The organism is Kamptonema formosum PCC 6407, assembly GCF_000332155.1.
Taxonomy (GTDB): domain Bacteria; phylum Cyanobacteriota; class Cyanobacteriia; order Cyanobacteriales; family Microcoleaceae; genus Kamptonema; species Kamptonema formosum.
Map to the genome: position 1 here is coordinate 1,839,763 of NZ_KB235904.1, position 24,385 is coordinate 1,864,147.

A 24,385-nucleotide genomic window follows, 5' to 3' on the forward strand; every position below is an offset into this window, starting at 1 on the left:
GTTTAATGGCATTGCTAACTTGATAATTCTTTTTAAGAATCAATGACAGCACTCCAATCATCATTTTTAACTGCTGCTTCTAATTTTTGATGACGCTCAGCCATTGCGCTATCCTGTCGATCGTTCTTCTCTAATTCATCAATAAGGGTGCTATCCGCCATTGCTTTACGTAATTTGAGCTTCTTCTCTTCGTAGTTATTGCGATCGCTTTCTGACATCACAATCCGGGCCGCTTCACCCACTGTACTCGCCCAATTTCCCTGTGCTGCTTGATTTCCAGGTGGAATGTAATCTAACTCAGCAATCCATTCATCCCGAAGAGCTTCCATCGCCTGACGCTTAGGAAATTTAAACACCTGAACTCTAATAAAAGCACAGATTTCAGTTCCATTTTGAGCTATGTGTCCCTCTAGAGACTGGCGTACATCCCGTGAGTAACCAATGTATTGAGATTGGCGATCGCAGTCTAAAACCGCATACACTCCAGCAACCTTAACCCGATCGGTGAGCGATCGCCAATCTTCCACTGAAACAACCTCAGCCACCTCATTATCTAAGGCAATAGATGGGCTAACGGAGGTATGCTCATCATCAGAACTATACAAAAAACTGTGCAGCCCTTGATGAGCCACAGGAACATTCTGATGTTCAATAGCGATATTATTTTCAGATTCCATCGGATTAGGGGTTAGGGGCTAGGGGATGCGTGAAAGAAGGGGAAGAGGGTAAGAGAGTCAATAGTTTGGGCTATGAGCGAGTATCTTAACCGTTGTGGCAGTTGCTATATCTTACCTCTTAATCAGGAAACATAACCGCTGTATTGCCCAATTCCCATTTTGGATATTTCTTCATCACCTGAGTGTAGATTTTAGAATCTATAAACTCTGATAACCAAGCTTGTAGCTGCGACCAAGGCTGTGCATTGAACCAATCTGGATCGGTATGGGCGAATTGACGAATAAAGGGTGCGATCGCCATATCTGCTAATGCCACACGATTACCAAATAAATATTTTTTCGTACTTAAATTTACATTCAGTTTCTCTAAATATAAAGCACCCTCAATCCGATGAGCTTCTGAATCGATCCCTTCATAACGATCCGGGTATTTATAACGGTCAAGATGATATTTAAACCGATCGTCAAATTCAGCAATCAGCTCTAACATTTCTGCAACCGAACCTTGCTCTGGAATCAACCATTTTTCCGGGTCGTGTTGTGTCAATGCCCACAACATAATATCCATACTTTCATCCAGTACGCGCCCATCAATATCAATCAATACCGGTACCGTACCTTTAGGGGATACGTCCAACATTTCCTGTGGTTTATCACGCAAGACAACTTCCCGTAACTCACAGACTCGATTGCTGATAATTAATGCCAAGCGTGCCCGCATAGCGAATGGACAGCGGCGGAAAGAATACAAAATTGGGTAGGTTGCTGACATCGGCAAAGGAAGAAGCAAGAAAAAAGAGGGAAGAAGGAAAAAGTCTAAAAAAATCGGTTATATCATTTCCATTTGATTCGGAATTACATCATAATAATTTTTGTAGGGGCGGGTTCGCCAACATATTTGATAAGTATTGATAAATCCTATAAACCCGCCCCGGTCATATAATTCCGATGAACCGGATTTGATATTACGCCTTTAATTGGTAGATTAATCCATTGACGTAAGATTTGATTTCTCCTTAACATGATAGCTAGCACCGATATGCACTTGATTGCGACTCTTCGCCAGCTCAATTTGACGTTGCCGCTCGGATAAAGATTTTTTCTGCGCTTCAGTTTTCGAGTTATAGCAATGCGGACAACTTACACCCAAAACAAATAATTCTGAAGCTTTTTCTTCCTGACTAATTGGGTGACGACAAGCGCGACAAAGTTCATATTCACCAGGCTTTAAGCCATGACCAACTGAAACTCGTTCATCAAAAACAAAACATTCGCCTTCCCAGCGACTTTCTGCTTCTGGAACTGTTTCTAGATATTTCAATATTCCACCTTCTAAGTGATAAACTTCCTGAAAACCTTGACTTCGCAAAAATGCCGTAGATTTCTCGCACCGAATACCTCCCGTGCAAAACATTGCTACTTTTGGCTTATTGCGTAATGTCGTTTCTCGCTTTACCCATTCGGGTAATTCAGAGAAGCTTTTTGTTTTGGGATCGATCGCACCTTTAAAGGTTCCGAGGGATACTTCGTAGTCGTTACGCACATCAACTACGACAACATCAGGATCGTCAAGTAGTTGATTCCACTCGTCAGGTTTGACATACTTACCAGCCATTACAGTTGGATTAATATCGGGTAAACCCATAGTCACGATTTCGCGTTTTAAGCGTACTTTTAGCCGATAAAATGGTGCTTTTTCGGAGAAAGATTCTTTGTGGGTTAAATCAGCTAAGCGCGGATCGCGACGTAGGAATGCTAGCACTGCATATATACCTTCAGGTAAGCCGGCAATGGTGCCATTAATTCCTTCTTGGGCTAGTAAGATAGTGCCTTTCACCTTGTTTTCGTTGCAGCAGGCTAGCAAGGGTTCTCTCAGTTGGGCAAAATCCGAGAGTTCAACAAATTTATACAAGGCGGCGGTTAAGAAATAAGTCATAGCTCAATAGGCAGGTGGCAGGTGGCAATAATAGAAAGGGTTGGGAAACTCTAGCTTAACGTGGGATAGACCGCGATCGCACCAAACAATTTTTTAGGCAGAATTAGGGACTTACGCAAAAAAACCGGTTTTCTGACCAAGATCGTCGCTTTTTTCCAGAAATATTAACGCCGAAACCGGGTTTTTGACCAGCGTAAGTCCTAAGAATGCAACAGCCCTTGCAGGAAAGGGGGTTGAGGGATTAGTTCAAAGAATTTAGCAGGGAGCAAGTTTACAGCCCTGCACGGCTCTCCACTAATCAAATCTCATAAGCATAAATATTCATTGCCCGTGCTAATTCTGCTGCTACTTCTGGCCGTGAAAATTCCGGCGGTGGTAATTTCCCTTCTCGTAACATTTGCCGCACCTTTGTCCCGGATAAATGTACTCGCTGTTCTGGTAAACTTGGGCTCGTCTTTGTCGTAGCCATTTGCCCCGTCAATTTACAGTAAAAAGCGTGTTCAAATTTCATCGGCATGATGCCTAATGCTGCGGGGTCAAATTCTTCAAAAATGTATTGGGCATCATAAGTTCCATAGTAGTCGCCAACCCCTGCATGATCGCGCCCGACAATGAAGTGCGTACAGCCGTAGTTTTTGCGGATTAAAGCATGGAAAATTGCTTCTCGCGGCCCTGCATAGCGCATGGCTGAGGGATTAATTGCTAGAATTACTCGGTCTTGTGGGAAATATTTTTCTAACAGGATCTCGTAACAGCGCATCCGTACATCGGCGGGGATGTCATCTTCTTTAGTTGCGCCCACTAAGGGATGTAAAAACAATCCATCTACTATTTCTAAAGCGCATTTCTGAATGTATTCGTGAGCTCTGTGGATGGGGTTCCGGGTTTGGAATCCGACGATGGTTTTCCAGCCTTTTTCACGGAATAAAGCTCTCGATTTTGCTGGATCTATCTGATATTTGGGAAACAGGGGATGATCCAGGCGTTCCATTAGCCATACTGGGCCAGCGAGGTTAATAGGCCCAGATTTGTCTAGTACCTGCACGCCGGGATGTTTGAGGTCATCAGTTTTGTAAACGTTGATTGCCTCGATTTCTTTGCTGTAGGAATATTTTTCAGTTAGTTCTAAGATGCCTACAAAGTCGCCGTTGGGAGAGTCGAGGCGGACTAAGCTACCTTCTTTGAGGCGATCGCTTACTTCTTGGGAGACGGGAAGAGTAACGGGAATTGACCAAGGCAGGCCGTTTGAGAGGTGCATATCGGCGATGACGGATTTGTAGTCATCGCGATTCATAAACCCCGTCAGGGGGCTAAAACCGCCGATCGCAATCATTTGTAAGTCGGAGAGGGCGCGATCGTCTAACTGAACTCGCGGTAGAGTCTCTGCTTTGTGGAAAAATTCTTGTCTCTGATCTAGTGTGGCAATACGGTTGATCAGTTGACCGCCGTGCGGCGGAATGCTATCTAAATACTGACTCATGTTAATTTGGGTTTTTAGCTTGTAGCTACCAGTGTCCATACTATCAAGCTCTGAGACTATGGACTTACTGATTCACGACTTTGACCGTAACCACCCTCCCGACAGTATCAGGAACCGCCGAGAGGGGGCGTTACGCTTTTAGGTTTGAATGCTAAATTCTTCGGGATCGACTCCCCAATTTACCCAGGTAATCGCATCTCTGGCTAATTTTAAGTCAGGCGGTACGCGCAATGCGTGTATGTGTCCCGTGCTCGGACAAGTCATTTTTAACAGATAAATTGGTTCGCTGTCCAGATTTTGGTCGATTTTTAATAAGGTGTATTCTTGCCAAGAATCTAATTCAATTGCTTGTAAGTCTTGGCAAATTCTGGCATAGCCAATTTCTTGAATTAATACTCGCCGAACTTCGGCGTTTTCCTCTGTTAATAGCCATTTCGCTTGCCATTGTTCCGGGTGCAGTTTCCCATAGGTTTCTGGCAATCTAATACCGTGATAAGCGTAGACATTGAATCCGTCGGCATATTGTACTGCTGGTGCTGCTTCGGCGTGGAGTAGCTTTTGGCTGTCAAAGTTAATTAGGCGGGGGCGATCGCACACAAAGCAAGTTTTTTCAAAAGGGTAAATCCAGCCGCAATTGTTAACTAGCAACTGCATTATTTCCCATTTAGCTAAATCGCATTCTAGATTTAATTCAGAAATGCAAAAATCTACCCAACTGCCATTACAAGCTAATAATTCTGAGACAATTTTGTTGCGATGATAAAATTGTCTCTCCATAAAGCTGTAGAAAATACCTATCATTTTGCTATGCAGTAGGCTATGCAGTTGATTGTGAATGTGGTTGTTAAATTGCTCGATAATTTGAGCGTATAGCGGATTATACAATTTGCTGTAAATCTCATTTTCTAGTTCACTTTTTATTTGTCCGGTTAATTTTCTATATAATTCTGAGCAAATTTCGCTTTTTAATTCCTCCCCTATTTCGCTGCCAAATTCGCCACCCATTCGCTCTGAAAAATATTGTAAAGCTAAATATGGGCTATCAAAAAAAATAATTTGCGGCTCTTCTTGAGCAATAAAATCATAGGCTGTTTTTATTGCTACTGATGCTCGATCGCGGTTGATGGGTTCTGTACGCAGCGCTAGTTTTCTCCATTTTTCGAGATATAATGGAATTAATGCTTCTTGTGCTGGTGTTAGGTCGGTAAGTTGTTTAGACATATTTTATCCAGCTTATAGAACCCATTTCAGCTCTAAGAGGCTAGCCTCTTAATCATCAGCCTAATAAAACAAATAGAACTTACGCAGGTTGTCCCAGAAACTGGTTTTTGAGAGAATCTGTGGGTTACGCAGAAGGCAGGAGACAGAATGCAGGAAGTAGAAGTCACAATGAAGTATTTTCGTAAAAAAACCGTTTTATGAGGTTGGGTGCGTAAGTCGTGACGCGGGCGATCGCCTGCTATGAACCGAGCCAAGGCTGGGGGCGATCGCCATTAAGATATCAAATGGGTTCTATAGCCAACAAATTTCCATAATTTTGCTATATAATGTAAAATCATTTTCAAAAAGTAGTTTGATATTTTAAGAGGGAGCCTCAAAAATATGGATCTGGAAGCCCTGAGAGAACGTGCGGGGCTAACCCGTGCAGAAGTTGCAGTCAGACTTGGAATCAGTGAAACCAGCGTTCGCAACTGGGAAACGGGGCGCACAGAACCCACTATGACCCCCAACAAATACCTAGAAGCCTTACAGTTGTTTCAATGTACCCCAGAAGAGATGGCAACAGCAAGTCAAAAATCAATGAATCAGCGGCACAAACGCAAACCGGGAAGACCCAAGCGGTTAATCGACAACGGAATTGCAGAGGTTGCCGATTCTAGAGCAGGTGGCTAAGAAAGCAAACAAAGGGGCGATCGCGATCGCCCCAGAGGTAAGGTATAGCTAGGGGCTACGATGCTCCGATGCTCAGGGCTAGGGAAAAGGAAAAATGTTACTCCGTAAAGGATTATGGACTAAAAGTAACAGTTGGACTTGCCGTAATCGCCCTGGCGGTTGCTGTAAAATTCCAGATAAGACAAAATTTATGACGTTTTATAGATATAGCTGTGGATTTACCAGTCTCAGTTACAATCTTTAACGTTAAGCCTTGATTGAAGTGCAGGAGTGAAGCTGGCTTGGATAACGCTAGTCTAAAGAGAAAACCTCCAAAAGCCTCAGAGCTTGCCGCCGACGACATTCCAGAGGCAGTGCGCGACACCCCCGACGTACAACCTCAAACCAGTCAGCAAGAGAAAAAATGGCTAATCTGGAGATTGGCTGGATTAGGTGCGATCGCATTAGCAGCCAGCCTGTGGCTACAAATGCGATATAACTTAATCCCCTTCACTTCTCCCTCCGCCCAAAGCGAACAAAACACAGCCGCATTAGCAAGCTCGCCCTCAACAGCCTCAACCAGCCCCGCCTCACCGTCCCCATCCCCTCAAACTTCACCCTCTGCACCAGCAACGCCTGTTGCTTCTAATAGCCCAGATAACCTGCTAGGACATCTCCCCTACGAAGAAGCACCCCTCTCCGAAATCCAAGCTATCACCCCCGACGGTAGCCTCAAACTGCGAAAAGCAGCAGCAGCCAAGTATCAAGAAATGGCAAACGCCGCCGCCGCAGAAGGAATCTACTTTGTCCCTATTTCCGGCTTTCGTTCCGTAGATGACCAACAGCACGTATTTTTCGACATCAAAGCAGAACGAGGACAAGCACCCAGCAAACGAGCAGAAGTTAGCGCCCCTCCCGGCTACAGCGAACACCACACTGGGTACGCGATCGATATCGGTGACGGCAGTGCTCCCGAAACCAACCTCAGCCAAAGTTTTGAAAATACAATCGCCTTCAAATGGCTGCAAGCCAATGCCGCATACTTCAGCTTCGAGATGTCCTTCCCTAAAAACAATTCCCAAGGCGTGAGTTACGAACCCTGGCACTGGAGATATGTAGGCGATCGCCATAGCTTGGAAACTTTCTATAAAGCCCATTCCCTTAAGGGGAGATAGGGAGCGGGGGAGCGGGGGAGCAGGGGAGCGGGGGAGCAGGGGAGCAGGGGAGCAGGGGAGCAGGGGAGATGGGGGAGGATTCCTTACTCTTATCGCTTCAAAACTGGGTTGGTGTAGCCTACTCGCAGGATTTAGGGTTTGCGAGTGCAACGAAGCAATCTCTCAAAACTTCCATTGCTCCATATCCTATAATTGCTGAGTAACCCAAATATTTCTCATTTGTGATAGCAATCTATCCCGGCAGCTTCGACCCGATTACCTTCGGTCATCTCGACATTATCGAAAGAGGCTGTAAACTCTTCGAGCAAGTAATAGTAGCCGTTTTACGAAATCCTAATAAAAGCCCCCTATTTACCGTCGAAGAAAGGATAGACCAGATTCGCCACTCCACCCAACACCTACCCAACGTAGAAATAGCCAGCTTCGAGGGTTTAACAGTAAACTACGCCAGAATACGGCAAGCCAAAGTATTGCTGCGGGGATTGCGCGTATTAACAGACTTTGAAATGGAACTCCAAATGGCCCATACTAATAAAACCCTCTTGGGCGAAATAGAGACAGTGTTTCTGGCGACTTCCAACGAGTACAGCTTTTTAAGTAGTAGCGTAGTCAAAGAGATAGCCAGATTTGGGGGTTCCGTCGATCATCTTGTACCGAAGCACGTCGCTGTAGATATTTATAAATGTTACAAAAACTTACCATAAAAATGAGCTATTTTGAATACATTAGGTTTGTTGCAAAAATTGACCGTTGGCTGTTAACTGTTGTGAACAGCCCTTAACCCTTGTCAACAGGCAGTACATAGGATATTTGCAAATGTTACGCCAGCAGGACTCAACCCGCATCGAACCCGATAATAACGGACACAGCACCGAGACTGAATCGCCTCAAGCTGTAGGCTCCTACGGAGAAGCCACGCGAACAGCAGGGGTAGATATTCAGCGGGAACTCAACCGCCTTGAGGAAATCGTTCTCGACAGTCCCCGGATTCCCCTGACTCGACGCACGCTTGTCGATGAAGAACAATTGCTCGACCAACTGGATCTAGTGCGGCTGAATTTGCCGATCGCCTTTCAAGAAGCTGAACTCATCATCCGCCACAAAGACGAACTGGTTCAAGAAGCCGAACTCTACGCTCAAGAAATCATCGCAGCAGCCGAACAGCGGGCCTCTGAGCTTTTGAACGAAATGGGCCTAATCCAGCAGGCAAAAGTAGAAGCAGATCAATTACGGCAACAAGTTCAATTGGATTGCGAGGCAATCCAGCAAGCTACGATCGCAGAAATTGAACAGATTCGCTATCAGGCTCAACAAGAATTAGAGGAAATGAGAGCCAGAGCGATCGCTGAATGCGAAGAAATTCAAAATGGAGCTGATGACTACGCTGACCACGCACTCGACAATATCGAGCAACAGCTAACTGAAATGCTGCGCGTGATCCGCAATGGTAGGCAGCAGTTAGACAGCAATATACCACCTCAAAAACATTAAACTAATTGTTTAGTGGTTAGTGGTTAGTGGTTAGTGTTTACCAGATTTTGTAGAGAAAATGGGTGAACAATTATGCTATTGGAGTTAAGACAATTGAGGATTCAACCGGGTCAGCAATTGCTGGTTGAGGGTGTGAGCTGGCAACAATTTGAAAATATTTTGGCGGAATTGGGAGAACGACGTGCTTCTCGACTTTCCTATAGTAACGGACGGTTAGAAATTATGGTTCCTCTGGCCGAACATGAAAAAGCCAAAGAAATTATTGGGGACATGGTAAAAATTTTGTTGGAAGCACGACAAATAGCATTTGAGTCGTTGGGTTCGACAACGTTAAAAAATGAACGTATGAGTCAGGCTGTCGAACCGGATACCTGTTTTTACATTCAAAATCAAGCAGCGGTTATCGGTAAAAACCGCCTCGATCTGAGTGTCGATCCTCCTCCAGACTTAGCAATAGAAATTGACCTCACATCTCGCACGCAGTTGGATAATTATCAAGTTCTAGGAGTGCCGGAACTTTGGCGATACGCACGACGAGGGCTACAAATCAATGTCTTGCAAGCCCAACAATATATTGATTCTGATGTGAGTCCCACTTTCCCCAATATCCCAATTGTCGAGCTGGTGAATCAGTACGCTCAGCAGAGTCAAGTTGCTGGCAGAACCTACGCTATTCAAGCTTTCAAAAATTGGGTACGGGAAAATCTTTAGTCTCAGAAGGTAGCCATTAGCAATTAGCCATTAGCAATTAGCCATTAGCAATTAGCCATTAGCAATTAGCCATTAGCAATTAGCCATTGTGCAAGTTGCAGAGGTGTCCTAGCTTTCTGGAAAAATCCGTTTATAGATGACACATTTTAGAAAGCAATCGCGGTCAATAAGGTTTTTACCAAATGATTTCAGATAAATTTCGCCGCCAGTTGCGCTCCGAAGCCAAACTCTGGCAGGCAGAAGGACTTATTAACGCTCCATTATACGAACAACTCTCCGATCGCTATCAATTCGATAGCCTAGAAACAGCATCCCGCAATCGTTTCCTCGCTATTTTAATTGGCTTGGGTGGCATTCTCTTAGGCTTAGGTGCAATTACCTTTGTAGCAGCCAATTGGCAAGAGTGGCCTCGCGAGTTCAGAGTTGTTTTACTGCTGAGCGTGTTCGTGGGAGTCAATGCAGGTGGCTTTTATCTATGGCGAACTCCCCTATCTAATAGCAGACAACAGATGGGATGGCAAAAGCGACTTGGTGAAGGATTATTGCTGTTAGGAGCTTTAAGCTTAGGTGCAAATATGGCACTGATGGCACAAATGTTCCACATTGGCGGCTCTCCTTACGGTCTTTACCTCGTTTGGGGGTTAGGCGTATTGGCAATGGCTTATAGCCTGCGTTTGACTTCCTTGGGAGTTGTAGCCATTCTGTTGATGGGATTGGGTTATTGGCTGGGGGTATTTGATTGGTGGTCGTCAAAAGACGAGTTTTCTTGGCTTGATATATTGGTGCAACATTTTCCTGTAGTAGCCTGTTTAATGTTTGTGCCACTAGCTTACTGGTGTCGTTCCCGTGCGATTTTCACTCTGGCTGCGATCGCCATAGTTTTTTCTCTAGAAGTTTCTATTTCCCAGGAATTGAAAGGAGGTTGGGGTTTCGCGATCGCTTGCGTTTTGCCTCCGGCTCTACTGTGGGGGTACGATGACTTGATTTTGCCGCAAGCACACAGCAGAGTATTTCAACCTATTGCTCGTACTCTCGCACTCCTATTTCTCGCCAGTCTATTTTATCTGACCTCTTTTTATGGGCTGTGGAATAGTTTTTCTACCTCAATAAACGATCGAACTGTAATAGACTGGATTCCTTTGCTAGATGTAGCGCTTCTCGCCGGCTTGACTGTGTTTGAATGGCTGCGTTTGGGTCGTCAAGAGAAAAAAAGTCGCAAACGTCAGGGAGTGGATTTGACAACGAATGCGATCGCTGGATTCCTAGCTGTCACGGCATTAACTCATCTTTGGAATCTGACTTTTACTCCTATTCCCATCCTCGCCACATTTATTTTTAATGTGTTATTATTCCTCTTGGCTGTGGGTCTAATTAGAGAAGGTTTGGCACTAGGAAATAGAGCTACATTTTGGGGCGGGATGGTATTGATAACGCTACAAATTATCAGCCGATTGTTTGAATACAACACTGAATTACTGCTTAAATCTTTTGTGTTCGCTTTGTGCGGAATTGGTGTAATTGCTGCTGGAATTTGGTATGAGAGACACTTTGCCCGACTGAAAAAGCAAGAAGAAATGAGAATGTAATCTTGAAGGGTGAAATTTGCATAACGCCGTCCTCTGGGCGGTAATTGAACTGCCCAGAGGACGGAATTACGAAACATCTATCTTAATCGTTCTAGAGGTTTAGCCTAATACGCTTAACTTGCAAACCATAAACTATTAAAGGTACATTACCATGAAATCACCTAATGAGAAATCTGTGGTAGATTCTGAAAATCAAGAGATTTCAAAGACTAATCCTGAGCTGGCAAACGAGAATTTAGTTGAGCCTTCAGCCTTCAAATTGTCTGCTTCTGAACAGAGATTACCGGCTTGGAGAGTCTGGGTTCCCTTGCTGCTACAAATAGCACTAATTGTCTCAGTCCCAGCTCATGCAGTTTATACTCATATTACAGGAAAGACCGTTATCCTTCAAACAGCACCCGTAGATCCATACGACTTTTTGCGGGGATATTCCCAAACTCTGGGCTATGACATTTCTAATCCTAATAATCTTAATGCTCTCCCTGGCTGGAAAGATTTACCAAATGACTCGCTCACTTGTCAATCTAACAAGACTAATTGCTCAAAATCACCGAAATATTTAAAGCCAGGAACAAGTATTTACGTAATTCTAGAAGCACCTAAAACGGTGACAAATTCTGGTCGTCCTAAGCCTTGGAAGCCAGTGCGGGTTAGCTTCAATAAGTCCACTAACTTGCCCGCAAATCAGGTGGCGATTAAGGGAAAATATAATGGATGGCGCGTTGAATATGGGCTAGAAACTTATTATATGCCGGAAAATCGTCGCGAAGAAGTCAATGCTGATATCACTCAAACTCAATCTAGGCAACCACAGTCTTTTGTAGTCGAAACGAAGATTGATACTGAGGGTAATGCAGTACCGATAAGTCTATGGGTGCGCGATCGCAATTATCGATTTTAAGGCATTCCCCCTTCTTTCTACTTAAACCCGGAGTTGGTATCATTAGGACTTACACTCATGGCTCCAGAAACCGGGTTTTTGAGAGCATCTGTGGGTGAAAACGAAGCATTTTTGTCAAAAAACCCGGTTTCTCTGGTTGGGTGCGTAAGTCCCGATCTTAAAAGATTTGGTGTAGCGATCGCTCCATCAAGCAGGCGATCGTACCGACAAGCAAAGTAAATCTAAAGAAACAAGGAAAGTGTTAAATATTCATAAAATTCTATCCTTAGAAATAGAGACTAAATACTCCATTAGATAGACGAAGTTACTTCTAAAAATTCTTAAAGTTGTTCAGGAAATAAATATTGCACGACTTTTTTAAATTGGCTGATATTCGTACCGGACTTACTAACTTACTAATAGTTTTAGATGGGAAAAATCATCGTTAATCGTACTTAACTTGATACAAATTTACTTCGCCAAAAAACAAGACGAGGAAAAAATATGAGCTATTCCCCTAATCTTCTCAAAGGTCAAAAAGCACTCGTAACGGGTGCAAGTTCTGGTATTGGTGAAGCGATCGCCCGTGCTTTGGCTGCATCGGGTGCTTCTGTTTTAGTCAACTACCATTCTCAACAGGAAGCAGCAGAGAAGATTGTCAGCGAGATTAAATCGGTCGGTGGGGAAGCGATCGCGATCGGTGCAAATGTCGCCAAGGAAGAGGAAGTTTTGTCAATGTTTGACCAAATGTACCAGCACTTTGGCACAATCGACATCTTAATCAACAACGCTGGACTGCAAAAAGACTCAGCGTTTGTAGACATGACTCTCGACAATTGGAATTTGGTGATTGACGTGAACCTAACCGGACAGTTTCTCTGCGCCCGTGAAGCCGCAAAAGAGTTTCTCAAACGGGGCGTGAAGCCAGATATCTCCAGTGCCGCAGGCAAAATCATTTGTATAAGTTCGGTACACGAGGTAATTCCTTGGGCGGGTCACGTCAATTACGCTACCAGTAAGGGCGGCATCCACATGATGATGGAAAGTATTGCCCAAGAACTCGCACCCCACAGGATTAGGGTCAATAGCATTGCACCCGGTGCTATTAAAACCCCAATTAATAAAGCAGCCTGGGATACGCCGGAAGCTGAAGCAAAATTACTAAAACTCATTCCCGCAAAACGAGTCGGAGATGTAACAGACATTGCTAAAGCTGCTGTTTGGCTTGCCTCGGATGACTCAGATTATGTGAATGGTGAAACTCTATTTGTAGACGGCGGCATGACTCTGTATCCAGGGTTCGCCACAGGGGGCTAGATGAACGCAGAACAGCAACTTGGATAGATATGTTGCGAAGTCAGTATAACTGGTGCTTAAATGATAGAATCAGTCAATACAATCAGCAGTTTATCCAAGGCGATTATTGTGACATCAGGACGAGGGGTGAAGCTTCGCCCTTGACTTGTTTCGTAAGTAAAAGTGGTGCAACCGGAAATCCTTGGAAAGATTCTAAGTTTGACAAAGAAGGTAAGGCTAGAAATCCGCGTCGAAGTGCTGGTGATATTCAGATTACAGCATTGCCAGAATTGAAAATGGCTAGACCTTGGTATGCCCAACTAGATGCAACAGTTCTGCAACAAAATGTTAAGCGCTTGGACACAGCCTATACCAATTTCTTTGATGGTAGGGGATTTCCTAAATTCAAGAACCGCAGTAATTTCACGTCTTTTACCGCGGGATAAGGTTCTCACTGCCATTAAGAACAAGCTGACTGCCAACGGTATTGACTTGCCCTTCCCGACGCAGCAAATCTTGTTCCACGACCAAACAAACCGAGGAGACAGATGGCGATCGCTCCCGTCAGCGTGAAGGATGGCCCTCTGGAAACAAGGAAGTACCGAACTCACGTAGCATTAGCAGTTCCTTAAGAAAGCTGGTTGAGATGCGGGCGCAAAAAGATGGGAACGGGAAGGAATAAGTCAGCGATCGCTTAATCAATTACTAATTGCAATACTTTCTCCTGTTTCCGCAGCTTTCTTTAAGGCATTTGCAACTTTTAGAGTATACAAACTAGCTTCTGAATTTAGATACAGCGGCGTTCCCTCTTGTAAATAATCTAACACCATTGTTGTATCTTTTGCAAATAAGCCGCGACGAGTACCAACCTCAATAGTTTGGGTGGTTTCTCCCTGGATTAATTGACCAGATTCCGGCGTAAAAATTAGCTTTCCAGCTTCACCATAAATAGTGAAAGTATTTTCTGACTGCCACCATGTTTCTCCTTTCCCATACACAGCTTCAGCTATAATACCATTAGTAAATCGCAACTGAGCGCTGCACAAACAAGATTTATAAAAATCAGGTTCCGTATCCCAAAATTGAGTTTGACAGGTAACGCTCCCTACTTCCCCAAATAAATCAGTAAATCGATGCAATCGAGAAAGAGCACCAACAAAAGGAAAGCCAAACAAGGAATGTTGGTAAGTCCATTTCCGAGGTACAGGATGCTGGGGATTGATGGTAACGTAGCGGACATAGAAAATTTTGCCAATGGCCGGCAAATATTCCTTAATTGCTTGATGCAAACCGCCTAATAGTTCAATGTGTTCGACATGGAGCAATTTTTGCTGTTGCTGTGCGATCGCGATCGCTCCTTCAGCTTCCGATGCGTCCAATGCTAGGGGATATTCGACAACTACGTGCTTGCCATTTTCCAGGGCTGCCCGCGCGATCGCGCCGTGATCTCGATTTACCGTACAGACGATTACCAAATCTAGGTCATCGCGTTCTATTAGTTTCCGCCAAGAAACTGATTGCTCAATCTGGAATTGTTCGCTAAAGGCTTCCGTACTCTCAGGCCTATGACCCGCAACGGTTATCAGGTGCGATCGCTCATCAGTCTCCAGGGTCTGGGCCCTTAGCTTAGCGGTAAAACCGGTACCAACAATGCCCACCCTAATAGGGGAACTAGCCGAGAAGCGAGAGGTAGTATTCATCTGGAACTCACTGCAAAATAACCAAAATATAGCAGTCGCCAAGGCAATTAAGACGTTCTGAGTTCCACCAAACTAGCTGATTCTATCCCCTTCTTCCCCTTCTTCCTCTTCTTCCTCTTCTTCCCCTTCTTCCTCTTCTTACCCTAGCCCCTAGCCCCTAGCCCCTAGCCCCTTCTTCCCCTTCTTCCTCTTCTTCCTCTTCTTACCCTAGCCCTGAGCATCGTAGCCCCTAGCCCCTTCTTACCCTAGCCCCTAACCGCCCTGGCGGTTGCTATAGCATAAGTATAAGTAATCAAGATGAAATTAGAAAAAGTTATAACTAATCCCATTCAAAATATATATGAAATCAGTGTTGCAAAATTCCTAGTTTCCCCTACTATCAGAGAGTAAACTAACCAAAGTGCAAACCTGACGGGCTAATAGAACATTCAGGTTTGTATTAGGCAAGCTTATCGGTTTTATAAAACTTTTGAGAGGATCAGTGCATGGCAACCTATAAAGTAACACTCATCAACGAAGCTGAAGGCATTAATTCCACGATTGACGTTGAGGAAGATACATATATTCTCGACGCTGCTGAAGAAGCAGGGCTTGACCTGCCTTACTCTTGTCGCGCAGGTGCTTGTTCTACCTGTGCTGGCAAAATCACCAGCGGTGAAGTGGATCAGTCTGACCAATCTTTCTTGGATGACGATCAGATTGAAGCTGGATTTGTCTTAACCTGCGTGGCTTATCCCAAGTCTGACTGTACTATCCAAACCCACCAAGAAGAATCTCTGTACTAAGCTAAAAAATCTTTTGCTTGCATCTTGGGATCTATGCCGATCGCTATGGGGTCAGTATCCTGCTTTCCCTGAAGATGTAAGTTAAATGTAGTCAGACTAAATCAGCAACAGACGATTGTTTTCAGTAGTAGGGTGGGCAATTCCCACCTTACTAATTTTTATTTTCGGGCGATCGCCAAAAAACTATAGAGGGATCGAGGGGGACAACTTTGCTCCCTGGAAAATAAAAGTTGAGAATGCGATCGCTATTCCAACCCAATTTAGCCAAGTTATAAGACCCAGTTTGGCTCATCCCCACACCGTGACCGAAACCGCCTCCCACAAAGGCATATCCTTTAATCGATTTATCGGGATTGTAGACTGGATCTAAATAAAACAGCGTACTGATTGGCGGCTCAAAAGCGTTGCGAATCTCATCTTTATCAATCTCAATTTTACCTGCATCAGTTTGCACGGTCATTTTCAAAACTCGACCCGCAGGCGATCGCTCCGTAACTAACACCTGCTTAATCGTTTTAAAATTAGCCAGAGGACTCTGTTTCTTCTGAAAATATTGCTTCAGAAATGCAGTCATCGCCTCTAAGCTAGTTTCTTCCCGCCAGCGAAAGGCATCAGAACCTTCCTCATTAAACCCCTTCTTCAGGCTCATAAATCGCCGGAAATTCGCTTCATTTGCCAAGCTCTGCTTAGATAAATCCCAAACATTACCTGGTGCGTCAATCACCGATCGCAAATAAGGTCGTTCTGGGCCATGCCAAACATCGCCAAAAGTAGCCGTAATCCCGCCGCTAGCCGCAGAATAAAGCGCGTCTACCAGTTCATTATTATATGCTACCACCAAACCGCGCGTCGCAGAAATTGCCCTATCAGTTTCAGGATATACCTCAGTCAATCCTTCGTAAACTTGGCAATTAGTATCTGCACACAATTCATAATTATCAACAGCAAAGCGACGCACATTTCTCAGCGCGTAAGTCCTCGCCAGAATTGTCTGAGCTTCAATCGAAGCATAGGGCGAGAATGCCCCGATTTCGTGCGGTACAACTCCCCGCAAATAAGTTTCTACAGGTACGTCATTGACTAAAGTATAAGTACCATAAGCATTAGTTTGAAGTTGTAAACTTCCCCCGTAGCGGCGAGTATTCTCATAACTGGGAGTTGTTCCCGTCACCACCTCAATTACTCCGTTTCCTGCCGTCACCTTCAACTGATTACGATTATAGCGAAAGCCATTTAAAACCCAGAATGCCTGCGGTACTTGCTTGACAATTTTTGTATCGATAAAAGCGGTTTTATTGCCTTGAGCCTGTAAACTTTCTAACAACAATCGCCGCAATAAAGGAGTTTTGTAAACATCTCGTTTCGCCCAAACTTGCCAGCGTTCCGGTTGAGCAATTTCTACTTCAATTCCCCGATTTCGCCACTGATTAGCGCTATCTTCAGCACTCTCAAAACTGCGGTGAGCGCTGAGTATAACTCGTTCATCGACTACAGGTGCAGGTAGCGGTTTCATCGCCACTTCTAATTTGACACTGGCAGTGTTAGCTGTTTCTATTCCCTTGGGAGTTTGGTAACGCAAAGTTAGGCTTGAGCCTGGGGTAGCTTTCAGCGTCAGCTTGTCCGTTGGTTTAGTACCAAATCTCTGCACCACACCGATTTTGATATCTCGATCCTTGGGAGTCTGCGCGAAACTAGACTCGCTACCAAGTCCTAGAAGGCAAAAAGCAGTAAAAAGCTGGACAGATATACTGAAATACTTAAAAAGCGAAGTTTGAGCTTGTTGAGCTAGCAAAGTTAACTGCCTCCTAGAACTGGAAATTTGGTACTTCCTTAGAACTGTAGGGTAGCACAAGTTTATGCGTCTACAGAGGTATTGACAAAAATCGATCTAACTTTGATTAATATTAACGAGATCGGACTTACGCAGACACAACCTAATACAGTTAACAGTTGACAGTTAACAGTTAACAGTTAACAGTTAACAATTAACAATTTTTTGTTTAGCTATTTGGTCAAGGGGTTCCCACTGGAGGACATCTTGGAGTAAAGATTGATAGCCGAGTACATTAGGATGAATGCCATCTTCAGAGAGGCGAGGATGCCACCAATCCTTACCCCGACTTAGCCATTTTTCAAAGATATCTAAATAGGGAATGTGGCGTTCCAAACACGCTTGGCAAGTGGCTTCTTTATATTTATACTGGTCTGCCTGGTTGTAGTACAAGCATTTTTGAAAGGGCATTTTGTTTTCATCAACAGGAACCATGCCGACAAATAGGACTGGACAAAGTTGATGGGCATGGTCTAACAAGTGATGCAAAACTGTGTTAAAATGCTCGAATTCAGTATAGTTGCGACCGTGAGGTAACTGAACTCTGGGGGAATCGTTAATGCCTACTGAAAGGATAATCGCATCTGGGAGGCGATTTCTCAATTCTCCTCGATGGCGAAATTCGTTTTCGAGGCGTTGGGCAACTTGATAAACGCGATCGCCTCGTACTCCTAAATTGTAGAGGACATGACCCGGACTATCGGGCAACATCCATAACCGCCGCAGTCGCTCTACCCAGCCGCCGCCTTCGTGATCGCCAAAGCCATAAACTAAGCTGTCCCCCAAGGCTACCAGTTTGAGGGGATGAGGATTTACTTGATGCAACCGAGGAAATGAATAGGCTACTGCTGCCATAATCTAAAAAAAGTGAGTAAAAGAATTTACAGAACTATTTCCCGAACTGAGTACAGCGTTGTCCGCGCCTTCAGGTCTGAACGGCATTGGATGGGATTAGCAAATGTTATACTTTTGCGTAATGCCGTTGGCAGTGTCAAGAATCTTGACATAGTAAAATAGAATGTAACACTATAGTAAGGTGGTTAGTCTCATGCTTAAGCGTCCAACGTTCGATTCAACTCAGTTAACCCGTAGGGCGGAGGAGTTGATCAATGCAGCTTCTAATCGCTACCGAATTACGGTACAAGTGGCGAACCGCGCCAAACGCCGTCGCTATGAAGATTTTGATAATATGGATGACCACTTGATGAAGCCGGTGATGCGGGCGATTTTTGAGATGTCCGATGAGCTGACGCAAGAGGAAATTATTGGGGAGCCTTTGAGGTAGGAGTTCTGTCGAAAACTGTGAGCAATTTTAAGCGAGTTTTGAGTTTTGCGATCGTCGCTCTGAGTGTGGCGTGTCTCACTGTTTTGGGGGGGATTTTTGAATCAGGGGAATTGAGTGTTTCGGCGCGATCGCCTTTAACTATGGCGAGTCCCCAACCAACTCAGGTGCAGCGGTTGGCTCAGCAACCTCTACAGGAGTTGCGGGTGAGTGAGGTATGGCGGTTGGTTTATCAACAGTTGCCTGATTTTCCAAAGGAAAATAATTATGTTTCAAAGGAGACTGGGAAAGTCGATCCGAACAATACTTTGGTAGGGCGGTTGATTCGCTATCATTTATTTGTCAAGGGTCGCCCTGGTAATTATCGTCTGGATTGGAAGCTAACTTTAGCTGACTATTTGGGGGTGACTCCTGAGTTTTTGGAAGAGTCGGTGTATCCAGGGGGTGATGTGTTGCGGTTAAATCCAATGGAGCGCGATCGCACTGTGATTCAAGACCTCAATCGCGCTCAGCGGGATACTTTGATTCAAGTTTTAGTGGATATTTTTAATGGGAATGCTCCGAGCGTACCTGCTGCGGGTGGGAGTCAAGAGCGATCGCCTTCACAAGTACCACCAGCACCACAACCAGGGGATGCCAAGCTATTGATGCCGTAAGCATGGAGCGCGTAATTAAGACTGGTGCGGGTTGGCGTTTAGGATGGAACCCCAAGGCGGCGGAATTTAAGGGTTTAGTGGGTGGGGATGATTGGGCGATCGAGTTGACAGAGGCAGAGTTGAATGATTTTTGCAGATTGTTGGGGCAGTTAGCCGAAACGATGAGCTTGATGGCTGCTGAGTTAATGGATGAGGAGAAAATCGCCTGTGAAGTGGAAAGCGATTTGCTGTGGATGCAGGCCGAAGGTTATCCCGAAGCTTACAGCATAAAGTTGATTTTGAATGCGGGACGGCGGTGCGAGAGTTCTTGGGAGGCGGCGGCGGTTCCTGGTTTAGTACAGGCGGCACAGGTTTTAAAAGTTTTTTGAATTTTATTTGACTTTACTTGATATTGATGATATATTGAAGAGATGTGTCGGGGCGTAGCGCAGCTTGGTAGCGCACTACTTTGGGGTAGTAGGGGTCGTGGGTTCAAATCCCGCCGCTCCGATGGTTGAAACCTGCTTTTTGGAGCAGGTTTTGACGTTTTAAGAGTCTTTTTTATTAATCACTTCATTCTGAATTAGGACTGACACGGGGAGGATTAATTATAAAATTGGGGCGTAAGATTAAAAATATACCCAACACGAAAACAAGTATTTTGCTAAGGGACAACTGCTCTAACGAGTCTGCAAATTCAATAGACTTTGAACGAGAGCGGGTAATTTACTACAACAAGGATTTGAATACTCACGCAATTCATCACGCTCAATTTGCGCTGCAATTCGCTCTGCACGTTGAATAGCTTGGGGGGTTAACTCTTTTAATGGTTCTGGGTAAAGACACATTGACTTTTCATAGTTAGAAATATGTTCTCCCAACAGAGCTTTCGCTTTATCACGAGTAATTTGTGCAAAATAATCTCGAAAATGAATTAGATACCAAAACTCAAAACATGGGTTTGTAATTGCTAGATGAATCTCTTGACTATTAGCCCTATTAATTGCACTTTCCCAATTTTCATAATTTTGCTCGATATGCTCATCTCCATCAAAAACTGCCCAAGCTTTGTCTCCTTGAGTCCAGCTTCGCTCTCGCTTCATTTCTTGGCGGGTTTCAATTGCAAGTTCAATAATGCTACGCGGATCAGTTCTACCACGATGAGGCAGAACAATAATATTTAGAGTAGAGAGACGTAGTTCTCTGCGGATACTTTCAAAATAACCTGGTTCTGTCTTACTTCCTTCGCAAGCAATCAATATTTTTTGACCAATTTCTTTGCTTGGTCTTTGACGATTTAGCTTTCTTGACACTTCTCTTCACCTTCCAAAATCATTTCTTCATCAGATGGTAGAAAAGGAACAGCCCCAAATCTGCCATCTAAATAAGCTTTATCAATTGCCAAATCATTCCGTACATGGAAATCTGTTAATGGATATAACTCTGTACTTTGGTCTGAACGCTTTTGTGTAAACCAAATCTGATCTCGTCTCAGCAAATTATTTCTCTGTAATGTATTGTCATGGCTAGTAAGAATTAGCTGTCCATATTCCCGATTCATTTTAGGATTCTGAAACATTCTAACAATACTACGCACAATATTGGGATGTATATTATTTCCCAATTCATCAATTAGTATTAAATCACCTGTATAAAAAGCTAAAATCATCCGATATGCGAGACTGAAAAGCCGTTGAGTGCCAAGAGATTCCTCTTCAAAAAGCCATCTAACTTCATGCCCTTCATTAGTCTTATGTAAAGCATATATATCAAACTCAAAGTTCTCATCTTCTTTCTTTTGAATTTGTATGTCTGAAAGCCCAGTATCAAATTTTTTGATTATATCTAAGGCTTTTTTGTGGATCTGTAATGACGTAGAAATAGTTGCTTCATATAAGGTCATAGTATGAAAAAGGTCGTAGGATTCATGTCCTAAGCTAATTCCTGACCAGCGATTTCTAAGCCACATACATAGTGGCTCAACCACATCTACTTCAAGTTTTAATAATATGCTGATAAATGATTCGTTCTCTCTAACACTTTTTTGAAGCTGAGTATGAGAGCCAGAGAAATCTGAACCATTCTTCCATAGGTTTTTCTTTAACTCTTCATTCCATCTACGTTGAAATAAAATCCGAGAACGCTTTGTTTCGGCAAGTTTATACTCTAAACTTTCTGAGATTATGAGATTTTGATTAATTGCTAAAGAATAAGTGTAAATATTATTATTGAATAGTGTTCGGAGTTCAAAGCGTGTCGGTTCTTTAGAAGAAGTACCATCTAATCTAAAAGGAGTAGGTTTTGCATACTTAAATAAACGGGAAGCTCCTGCTAATTCTTGACTACCATGAGCCATAAGTAGCAACAAATAATCTAAAGCTTGAATAACATTACTTTTACCTGAAGCATTAGCACCAAAGATTGCTAAAACAGGTAAAATTTCAATGTCCCATCCTTCAACTTGGTATCCCGGTGTAATCTCATTATCTGTCTTAGTTCGCTTATTCTTACTGCTTTGACTACCCTGACGAGAACGCTGTGCCACTGCGCTAAGAGTGACAGGCTCTTTGATGGAGCGATAGTTCTCGACTGTGAAGTCTACAAGCATGATTTGGCTTCCGTTAGGCTATTTTACGTGACTTATTCACGATAATTATACCCTAGTTTGAGTGAATCTCCTTCTTTCAGATGAAAGACGATCATCTTATTGTGACGCTATTACTCCAACTATCCTTTCACCCAGTGAAGCCCTAGCGCGATCGCGCCACACTGGATGAATCGCGGGACGGGTTAAACTGAACTAGACCAATATTCGATTCCGATCGATCGAGCAGGTGAGAGCGCTAGCTATGGAAATCGTTACTAACAGATTTCTCCTACGGGATTTTACCAGAGAAGATGAACCTGCATTTTTGGCCTATCATGCTGACCCTCGCTATGCTGAATTCTGTGCGCCAGAAGAAGTTACACCCAGCTTTACCCGCGACCTACTTCAAAGGTTTAGGGAATGGGCAACTGAACACCCTCGGCGCAATTATCAGCTTGCTATAGTCGATCGCCGTACTCTAGAATTAGTTGGCTGTGGTGGTTTGCGCCGTGATAGTTATGGCCCCGAACAAGCAGAACTAGGTATTGAGTTAGCACCTCAGTTTTGGGGGCGTTACGCCTATGCTATTGAGGTTGGGAAAGCTTTAATTGAATTTGGGTTCCGCGATTTGGGGTTAAACGAAATTCGCGGTATTTCTGTCAGTGCTAATTTGCGCATATCCAGGTTAGCAAAACGCTATGGATTCGTTGTAATCGGTACGCCAGCCAGTCCAGATTGGATGAGTACGCGAGGATGGAACCAAATTGAATGGCAGCTTATACGAGAAACCTGGGAGAATTTATCTACTATCTAAAGATGCCTGACCGCATTATGCTAATTCTTATTCCTATTCCCGTTAATGAATACAGTTCTATAGTAATTTGGGGTGGATTATACGATTAATATTGGGTAATTAAGATGGAACTTTGTCAAGTAATAGTTGATAAATTAATGAGTGTCAGAGGTAATAAGCTGCCATTTTTCCAGATGGGTTTGAGAGGATAATCCCAGGGGATTTGTGTCTGGTCGCGTTTTGCTTTAAAGTAGTAATAGGCAAAGCGGATTAAAAAATAATAGAAATAATGACTCAATTTACATCTACTATGACTGCCTTTCCCCTCACAGCCGTTGTGGGGCAAGAGGCGATTAAATTAGCCCTGCTTTTGGCCGCAATCGATCCGGGATTGGGAGGAGTCGCGATCGCAGGCCGCCGAGGTACTGCAAAATCTGTCATGGCAAGAGCCTTACATTGTTTACTACCACCGATTGAAATCATTAAAGATTCCATCTGTAACGAGGAACCAAGGGAAGGAGAAGAATTAGCAACCAAAATCATTCCCGCACCCTTCGTACAAATTCCTTTAGGTGTCACAGAAGACCGGCTCTTAGGTTCAGTTGATGTCGAGCAATCTGTAAAACTAGGTGAAACCGCATTTCAACCGGGATTATTAGCCCAAGCGCACCGAGGCGTGCTCTACGTCGATGAAATCAATCTTCTCGATGACAATATTTCTAACCAATTGCTGACTGTTTTAACCGAAGGTCGCAACCGGATTGAGCGAGAGGGAATTAGCTTTGAACATCCTTGCCAACCGCTATTTATTGCTACCTACAACCCCGAAGAAGGCCCGCTGAGAGAACATTTGTTAGATAGAATTGCGATCGCGCTTTCCGCCGATGCTCTTCTGGGATTAGAGGAAAGAGTGCAAGCTGTAGAGTCTGCCCTCTCCTATTCTATTTCTCCCCAAGCTTTTCTCGATGGATATACAGAAGATATTGATAACTTAAAAACTCAGATTTTACTAGCGCGAGAATGGCTCAAAGATGTCCGCATTCAGCGCGAACAAATCGCCTATTTGGTAGAAGAATCCATTCGTGGCGGCGTACAGGGACATCGAGCCGAATTATTCGCGATGCGAGTAGCTAAAGCTGCGGCGGCTTTGGAGGGACGTACTGATGTCACGGCTGACGATTTGCGCCGCGCCGTAGAATTGGTAATTGTACCCCGCGCTACGATCGTTCAAACTCCGCCAGACGAATTACCGCCACCGCCACCGCCGCCGCCACCTCAAGATCAGTCGGAGGAAGAGCAAGATGAAGATGAGGATGAGGATGAGGATGAAGATCGAGAGCCTCCAGAAGAGGAAGAGATGAGCATTCCTGAAGAATTTTTGTTCGATCCAGAAGGGGTAGTGCTCGATCCTACGGTGCTTTTATTTGCTCAAATGGCTAACCGTCAGGGTAAGTCAGGAAGTCGTAGCGTCATTTTTTCGGAAGATCGAGGCCGCTACGTTAAGCCGATGTTGCCTAAAGGCCCCGTGCGACGGATTGCGGTTGATGCGACTTTGAGGGCGGCTGCACCTTATCAAAAGGCGCGGCGGGAGAGAGATAGACTGGGAGCGGGGGAGCAGGGGAGCGGGGGAGCAGGGGAGCGGGGGAGCGGGGGAGCGGGGGAGCAGGG

General features: G+C 44.3%; 26 protein-coding genes and 1 tRNA gene. 17 read left to right on the forward strand and 10 right to left on the reverse strand.

Annotated features, from left to right (window positions below):
* Positions 1 to 32 precede the first annotated feature (32 nt).
* The 5 genes from OSCIL6407_RS0124920 to OSCIL6407_RS0124940 all read right to left on the reverse strand — a co-directional run bounded on the left by OSCIL6407_RS0124920 (position 33) and on the right by OSCIL6407_RS0124940 (position 5,314).
* Complete coding sequence (locus OSCIL6407_RS0124920; RefSeq protein ID WP_007355028.1) at positions 33 to 677, reverse strand: GIY-YIG nuclease family protein; 645 nt, start codon at positions 675 to 677, stop codon at positions 33 to 35.
* 118 nt (positions 678 to 795) lie between these two features.
* Positions 796 to 1,449 carry a glutathione S-transferase gene (locus OSCIL6407_RS0124925; protein WP_071592497.1) on the reverse strand — a complete coding sequence of 218 codons (654 nt, stop codon included), beginning with the start codon at positions 1,447 to 1,449 and terminating at the stop codon, positions 796 to 798.
* Positions 1,450 to 1,662: 213 nt separating this feature from the next.
* Complete coding sequence (trhO, locus tag OSCIL6407_RS0124930) at positions 1,663 to 2,613, reverse strand: oxygen-dependent tRNA uridine(34) hydroxylase TrhO (RefSeq protein WP_007355026.1); 951 nt, start codon at positions 2,611 to 2,613, stop codon at positions 1,663 to 1,665.
* 298 nt (positions 2,614 to 2,911) lie between these two features.
* Positions 2,912 to 4,093: a sulfate adenylyltransferase gene (sat, locus tag OSCIL6407_RS0124935; protein WP_026103853.1), complete on the reverse strand. Its 1,182-nt coding sequence runs from the start codon at positions 4,091 to 4,093 to the stop codon at positions 2,912 to 2,914.
* 138 nt (positions 4,094 to 4,231) lie between these two features.
* Entirely contained in the window at positions 4,232 to 5,314 is a 1,083-nt protein-coding gene (locus OSCIL6407_RS0124940) for a DUF6745 domain-containing protein (RefSeq protein ID WP_007355024.1), read from the reverse strand.
* A 381-nt stretch (positions 5,315 to 5,695) separates the two neighbouring features.
* Between OSCIL6407_RS0124940 and OSCIL6407_RS0124945 the strand changes: the two genes are divergently transcribed.
* The 10 genes from OSCIL6407_RS0124945 (at position 5,696) to OSCIL6407_RS0124995 (ending at position 13,550) form a co-directional block, all read left to right on the forward strand.
* Complete coding sequence (locus OSCIL6407_RS0124945; protein ID WP_007355023.1) at positions 5,696 to 5,986, forward strand: helix-turn-helix domain-containing protein; 291 nt, start codon at positions 5,696 to 5,698, stop codon at positions 5,984 to 5,986.
* Positions 5,987 to 6,267: 281 nt separating this feature from the next.
* Positions 6,268 to 7,140 (forward strand): M15 family metallopeptidase, encoded by an 873-nt coding sequence (locus OSCIL6407_RS0124955; RefSeq protein ID WP_007355022.1) that lies wholly within the window; start codon positions 6,268 to 6,270, stop codon positions 7,138 to 7,140.
* Positions 7,141 to 7,361: 221 nt separating this feature from the next.
* Complete coding sequence (gene coaD, locus OSCIL6407_RS0124965) at positions 7,362 to 7,844, forward strand: pantetheine-phosphate adenylyltransferase (RefSeq protein ID WP_007357589.1); 483 nt, start codon at positions 7,362 to 7,364, stop codon at positions 7,842 to 7,844.
* A 112-nt stretch (positions 7,845 to 7,956) separates the two neighbouring features.
* A complete protein-coding gene (locus OSCIL6407_RS0124970) occupies positions 7,957 to 8,631 on the forward strand; it encodes an ATP synthase subunit B family protein (protein ID WP_007357588.1) in 675 nt (224 codons plus the stop codon).
* A 72-nt stretch (positions 8,632 to 8,703) separates the two neighbouring features.
* Complete coding sequence (locus tag OSCIL6407_RS0124975; protein ID WP_007357587.1) at positions 8,704 to 9,342, forward strand: Uma2 family endonuclease; 639 nt, start codon at positions 8,704 to 8,706, stop codon at positions 9,340 to 9,342.
* A gap of 182 nt (positions 9,343 to 9,524) precedes the next feature.
* The gene (locus tag OSCIL6407_RS0124980) at positions 9,525 to 10,928 is read left to right on the forward strand and encodes a DUF2157 domain-containing protein (RefSeq protein ID WP_007357586.1); all 1,404 of its coding nucleotides are present in this window, start codon (positions 9,525 to 9,527) and stop codon (positions 10,926 to 10,928) included.
* Positions 10,929 to 11,079: 151 nt separating this feature from the next.
* The gene (locus OSCIL6407_RS0124985; protein ID WP_007357585.1) at positions 11,080 to 11,829 is read left to right on the forward strand and encodes a GDYXXLXY domain-containing protein; all 750 of its coding nucleotides are present in this window, start codon (positions 11,080 to 11,082) and stop codon (positions 11,827 to 11,829) included.
* A 57-nt stretch (positions 11,830 to 11,886) separates the two neighbouring features.
* Entirely contained in the window at positions 11,887 to 12,048 is a 162-nt protein-coding gene (locus OSCIL6407_RS35600) for a hypothetical protein (RefSeq protein WP_155523426.1), read from the forward strand.
* 264 nt (positions 12,049 to 12,312) lie between these two features.
* Positions 12,313 to 13,125 (forward strand): SDR family oxidoreductase, encoded by an 813-nt coding sequence (locus OSCIL6407_RS0124990; RefSeq protein WP_007357584.1) that lies wholly within the window; start codon positions 12,313 to 12,315, stop codon positions 13,123 to 13,125.
* A 29-nt stretch (positions 13,126 to 13,154) separates the two neighbouring features.
* On the forward strand, positions 13,155 to 13,550 hold the full coding sequence (locus tag OSCIL6407_RS0124995; protein WP_007357583.1) for a hypothetical protein: 396 nt from the start codon (positions 13,155 to 13,157) through the stop codon (positions 13,548 to 13,550).
* Between the two features lie 252 nt (positions 13,551 to 13,802).
* Here the strand turns inward: OSCIL6407_RS0124995 and OSCIL6407_RS0125000 are convergent, their stop codons facing one another.
* Positions 13,803 to 14,804 (reverse strand): Gfo/Idh/MocA family protein, encoded by a 1,002-nt coding sequence (locus OSCIL6407_RS0125000; RefSeq protein WP_019487810.1) that lies wholly within the window; start codon positions 14,802 to 14,804, stop codon positions 13,803 to 13,805.
* Between the two features lie 485 nt (positions 14,805 to 15,289).
* On the opposite strand from OSCIL6407_RS0125000, the gene OSCIL6407_RS0125005 reads away from it, so the two are divergent.
* Entirely contained in the window at positions 15,290 to 15,589 is a 300-nt protein-coding gene (locus tag OSCIL6407_RS0125005; RefSeq protein WP_007357581.1) for a ferredoxin, read from the forward strand.
* 151 nt (positions 15,590 to 15,740) lie between these two features.
* Here the strand turns inward: OSCIL6407_RS0125005 and OSCIL6407_RS0125010 are convergent, their stop codons facing one another.
* Both OSCIL6407_RS0125010 and OSCIL6407_RS0125015 read right to left on the reverse strand, forming a co-directional pair.
* Entirely contained in the window at positions 15,741 to 17,381 is a 1,641-nt protein-coding gene (locus OSCIL6407_RS0125010) for a SpoIID/LytB domain-containing protein (RefSeq protein ID WP_007357580.1), read from the reverse strand.
* 186 nt (positions 17,382 to 17,567) lie between these two features.
* Complete coding sequence (locus OSCIL6407_RS0125015; protein ID WP_007357579.1) at positions 17,568 to 18,275, reverse strand: GDSL-type esterase/lipase family protein; 708 nt, start codon at positions 18,273 to 18,275, stop codon at positions 17,568 to 17,570.
* Positions 18,276 to 18,468: 193 nt separating this feature from the next.
* Between OSCIL6407_RS0125015 and OSCIL6407_RS0125020 the strand changes: the two genes are divergently transcribed.
* From OSCIL6407_RS0125020 to OSCIL6407_RS0125035, 4 genes are all read left to right on the forward strand, one after another.
* Complete coding sequence (locus OSCIL6407_RS0125020; protein ID WP_007357578.1) at positions 18,469 to 18,705, forward strand: DNA-directed RNA polymerase subunit omega; 237 nt, start codon at positions 18,469 to 18,471, stop codon at positions 18,703 to 18,705.
* Between the two features lie 17 nt (positions 18,706 to 18,722).
* Positions 18,723 to 19,358, forward strand: coding sequence for a hypothetical protein (locus OSCIL6407_RS0125025; protein WP_007357577.1), 636 nt, complete (start codon positions 18,723 to 18,725; stop codon positions 19,356 to 19,358).
* 2 nt (positions 19,359 to 19,360) lie between these two features.
* On the forward strand, positions 19,361 to 19,726 hold the full coding sequence (locus OSCIL6407_RS0125030) for a DUF1818 family protein (protein WP_007357576.1): 366 nt from the start codon (positions 19,361 to 19,363) through the stop codon (positions 19,724 to 19,726).
* Positions 19,727 to 19,774: 48 nt separating this feature from the next.
* Positions 19,775 to 19,848: transfer RNA gene (locus OSCIL6407_RS0125035), tRNA-Pro, on the forward strand.
* 169 nt (positions 19,849 to 20,017) lie between these two features.
* Here OSCIL6407_RS0125035 and OSCIL6407_RS0125040 read toward each other — a convergent pair.
* Both OSCIL6407_RS0125040 and OSCIL6407_RS0125045 read right to left on the reverse strand, forming a co-directional pair.
* Entirely contained in the window at positions 20,018 to 20,650 is a 633-nt protein-coding gene (locus tag OSCIL6407_RS0125040; RefSeq protein ID WP_019487811.1) for an RloB family protein, read from the reverse strand.
* Positions 20,635 to 21,945 carry an AAA family ATPase gene (locus OSCIL6407_RS0125045; RefSeq protein ID WP_007357574.1) on the reverse strand — a complete coding sequence of 437 codons (1,311 nt, stop codon included), beginning with the start codon at positions 21,943 to 21,945 and terminating at the stop codon, positions 20,635 to 20,637. The genes OSCIL6407_RS0125040 and OSCIL6407_RS0125045 overlap by 16 nt, the downstream gene beginning before the upstream one ends.
* A 241-nt stretch (positions 21,946 to 22,186) precedes the next feature.
* On the opposite strand from OSCIL6407_RS0125045, the gene OSCIL6407_RS0125050 reads away from it, so the two are divergent.
* Both OSCIL6407_RS0125050 and OSCIL6407_RS31230 read left to right on the forward strand, forming a co-directional pair.
* Positions 22,187 to 22,738 carry a GNAT family N-acetyltransferase gene (locus OSCIL6407_RS0125050; RefSeq protein WP_007357573.1) on the forward strand — a complete coding sequence of 184 codons (552 nt, stop codon included), beginning with the start codon at positions 22,187 to 22,189 and terminating at the stop codon, positions 22,736 to 22,738.
* Positions 22,739 to 23,006: 268 nt separating this feature from the next.
* Positions 23,007 to 24,385 (forward strand): ATP-binding protein (locus tag OSCIL6407_RS31230; RefSeq protein WP_148288955.1); only part of this gene is annotated, 1,379 nt, incomplete at its 3' end.

Excerpts from the sequence above, each read along its gene's own strand:
- OSCIL6407_RS0124920 (WP_007355028.1), bottom strand. The coding sequence starts at position 677 with ATGGAATCTGAAAATAATATCGCTATTGAACATCAGAATGTTCCTGTG.
- OSCIL6407_RS0124925 (WP_071592497.1), bottom strand. The coding sequence starts at position 1,449 with ATGTCAGCAACCTACCCAATTTTGTATTCTTTCCGCCGCTGTCCATTC.
- trhO (WP_007355026.1), bottom strand. The coding sequence starts at position 2,613 with ATGACTTATTTCTTAACCGCCGCCTTGTATAAATTTGTTGAACTCTCG.
- sat (WP_026103853.1), bottom strand. The coding sequence starts at position 4,093 with ATGAGTCAGTATTTAGATAGCATTCCGCCGCACGGCGGTCAACTGATC.
- OSCIL6407_RS0124940 (WP_007355024.1), bottom strand. The coding sequence starts at position 5,314 with ATGTCTAAACAACTTACCGACCTAACACCAGCACAAGAAGCATTAATT.
- OSCIL6407_RS0124945 (WP_007355023.1), top strand. The coding sequence starts at position 5,696 with ATGGATCTGGAAGCCCTGAGAGAACGTGCGGGGCTAACCCGTGCAGAA.
- OSCIL6407_RS0124970 (WP_007357588.1), top strand. The coding sequence starts at position 7,957 with ATGTTACGCCAGCAGGACTCAACCCGCATCGAACCCGATAATAACGGA.
- OSCIL6407_RS0124975 (WP_007357587.1), top strand. The coding sequence starts at position 8,704 with ATGCTATTGGAGTTAAGACAATTGAGGATTCAACCGGGTCAGCAATTG.
- OSCIL6407_RS0124980 (WP_007357586.1), top strand. The coding sequence starts at position 9,525 with ATGATTTCAGATAAATTTCGCCGCCAGTTGCGCTCCGAAGCCAAACTC.
- OSCIL6407_RS0124985 (WP_007357585.1), top strand. The coding sequence starts at position 11,080 with ATGAAATCACCTAATGAGAAATCTGTGGTAGATTCTGAAAATCAAGAG.
- OSCIL6407_RS35600 (WP_155523426.1), top strand. The coding sequence starts at position 11,887 with ATGGCTCCAGAAACCGGGTTTTTGAGAGCATCTGTGGGTGAAAACGAA.
- OSCIL6407_RS0124990 (WP_007357584.1), top strand. The coding sequence starts at position 12,313 with ATGAGCTATTCCCCTAATCTTCTCAAAGGTCAAAAAGCACTCGTAACG.
- OSCIL6407_RS0124995 (WP_007357583.1), top strand. The coding sequence starts at position 13,155 with ATGTTGCGAAGTCAGTATAACTGGTGCTTAAATGATAGAATCAGTCAA.
- OSCIL6407_RS0125000 (WP_019487810.1), bottom strand. The coding sequence starts at position 14,804 with ATGAATACTACCTCTCGCTTCTCGGCTAGTTCCCCTATTAGGGTGGGC.
- OSCIL6407_RS0125005 (WP_007357581.1), top strand. The coding sequence starts at position 15,290 with ATGGCAACCTATAAAGTAACACTCATCAACGAAGCTGAAGGCATTAAT.
- OSCIL6407_RS0125015 (WP_007357579.1), bottom strand. The coding sequence starts at position 18,275 with ATGGCAGCAGTAGCCTATTCATTTCCTCGGTTGCATCAAGTAAATCCT.
- OSCIL6407_RS0125020 (WP_007357578.1), top strand. The coding sequence starts at position 18,469 with ATGCTTAAGCGTCCAACGTTCGATTCAACTCAGTTAACCCGTAGGGCG.
- OSCIL6407_RS0125030 (WP_007357576.1), top strand. The coding sequence starts at position 19,361 with ATGGAGCGCGTAATTAAGACTGGTGCGGGTTGGCGTTTAGGATGGAAC.
- OSCIL6407_RS0125045 (WP_007357574.1), bottom strand. The coding sequence starts at position 21,945 with ATGCTTGTAGACTTCACAGTCGAGAACTATCGCTCCATCAAAGAGCCT.
- OSCIL6407_RS0125050 (WP_007357573.1), top strand. The coding sequence starts at position 22,187 with ATGGAAATCGTTACTAACAGATTTCTCCTACGGGATTTTACCAGAGAA.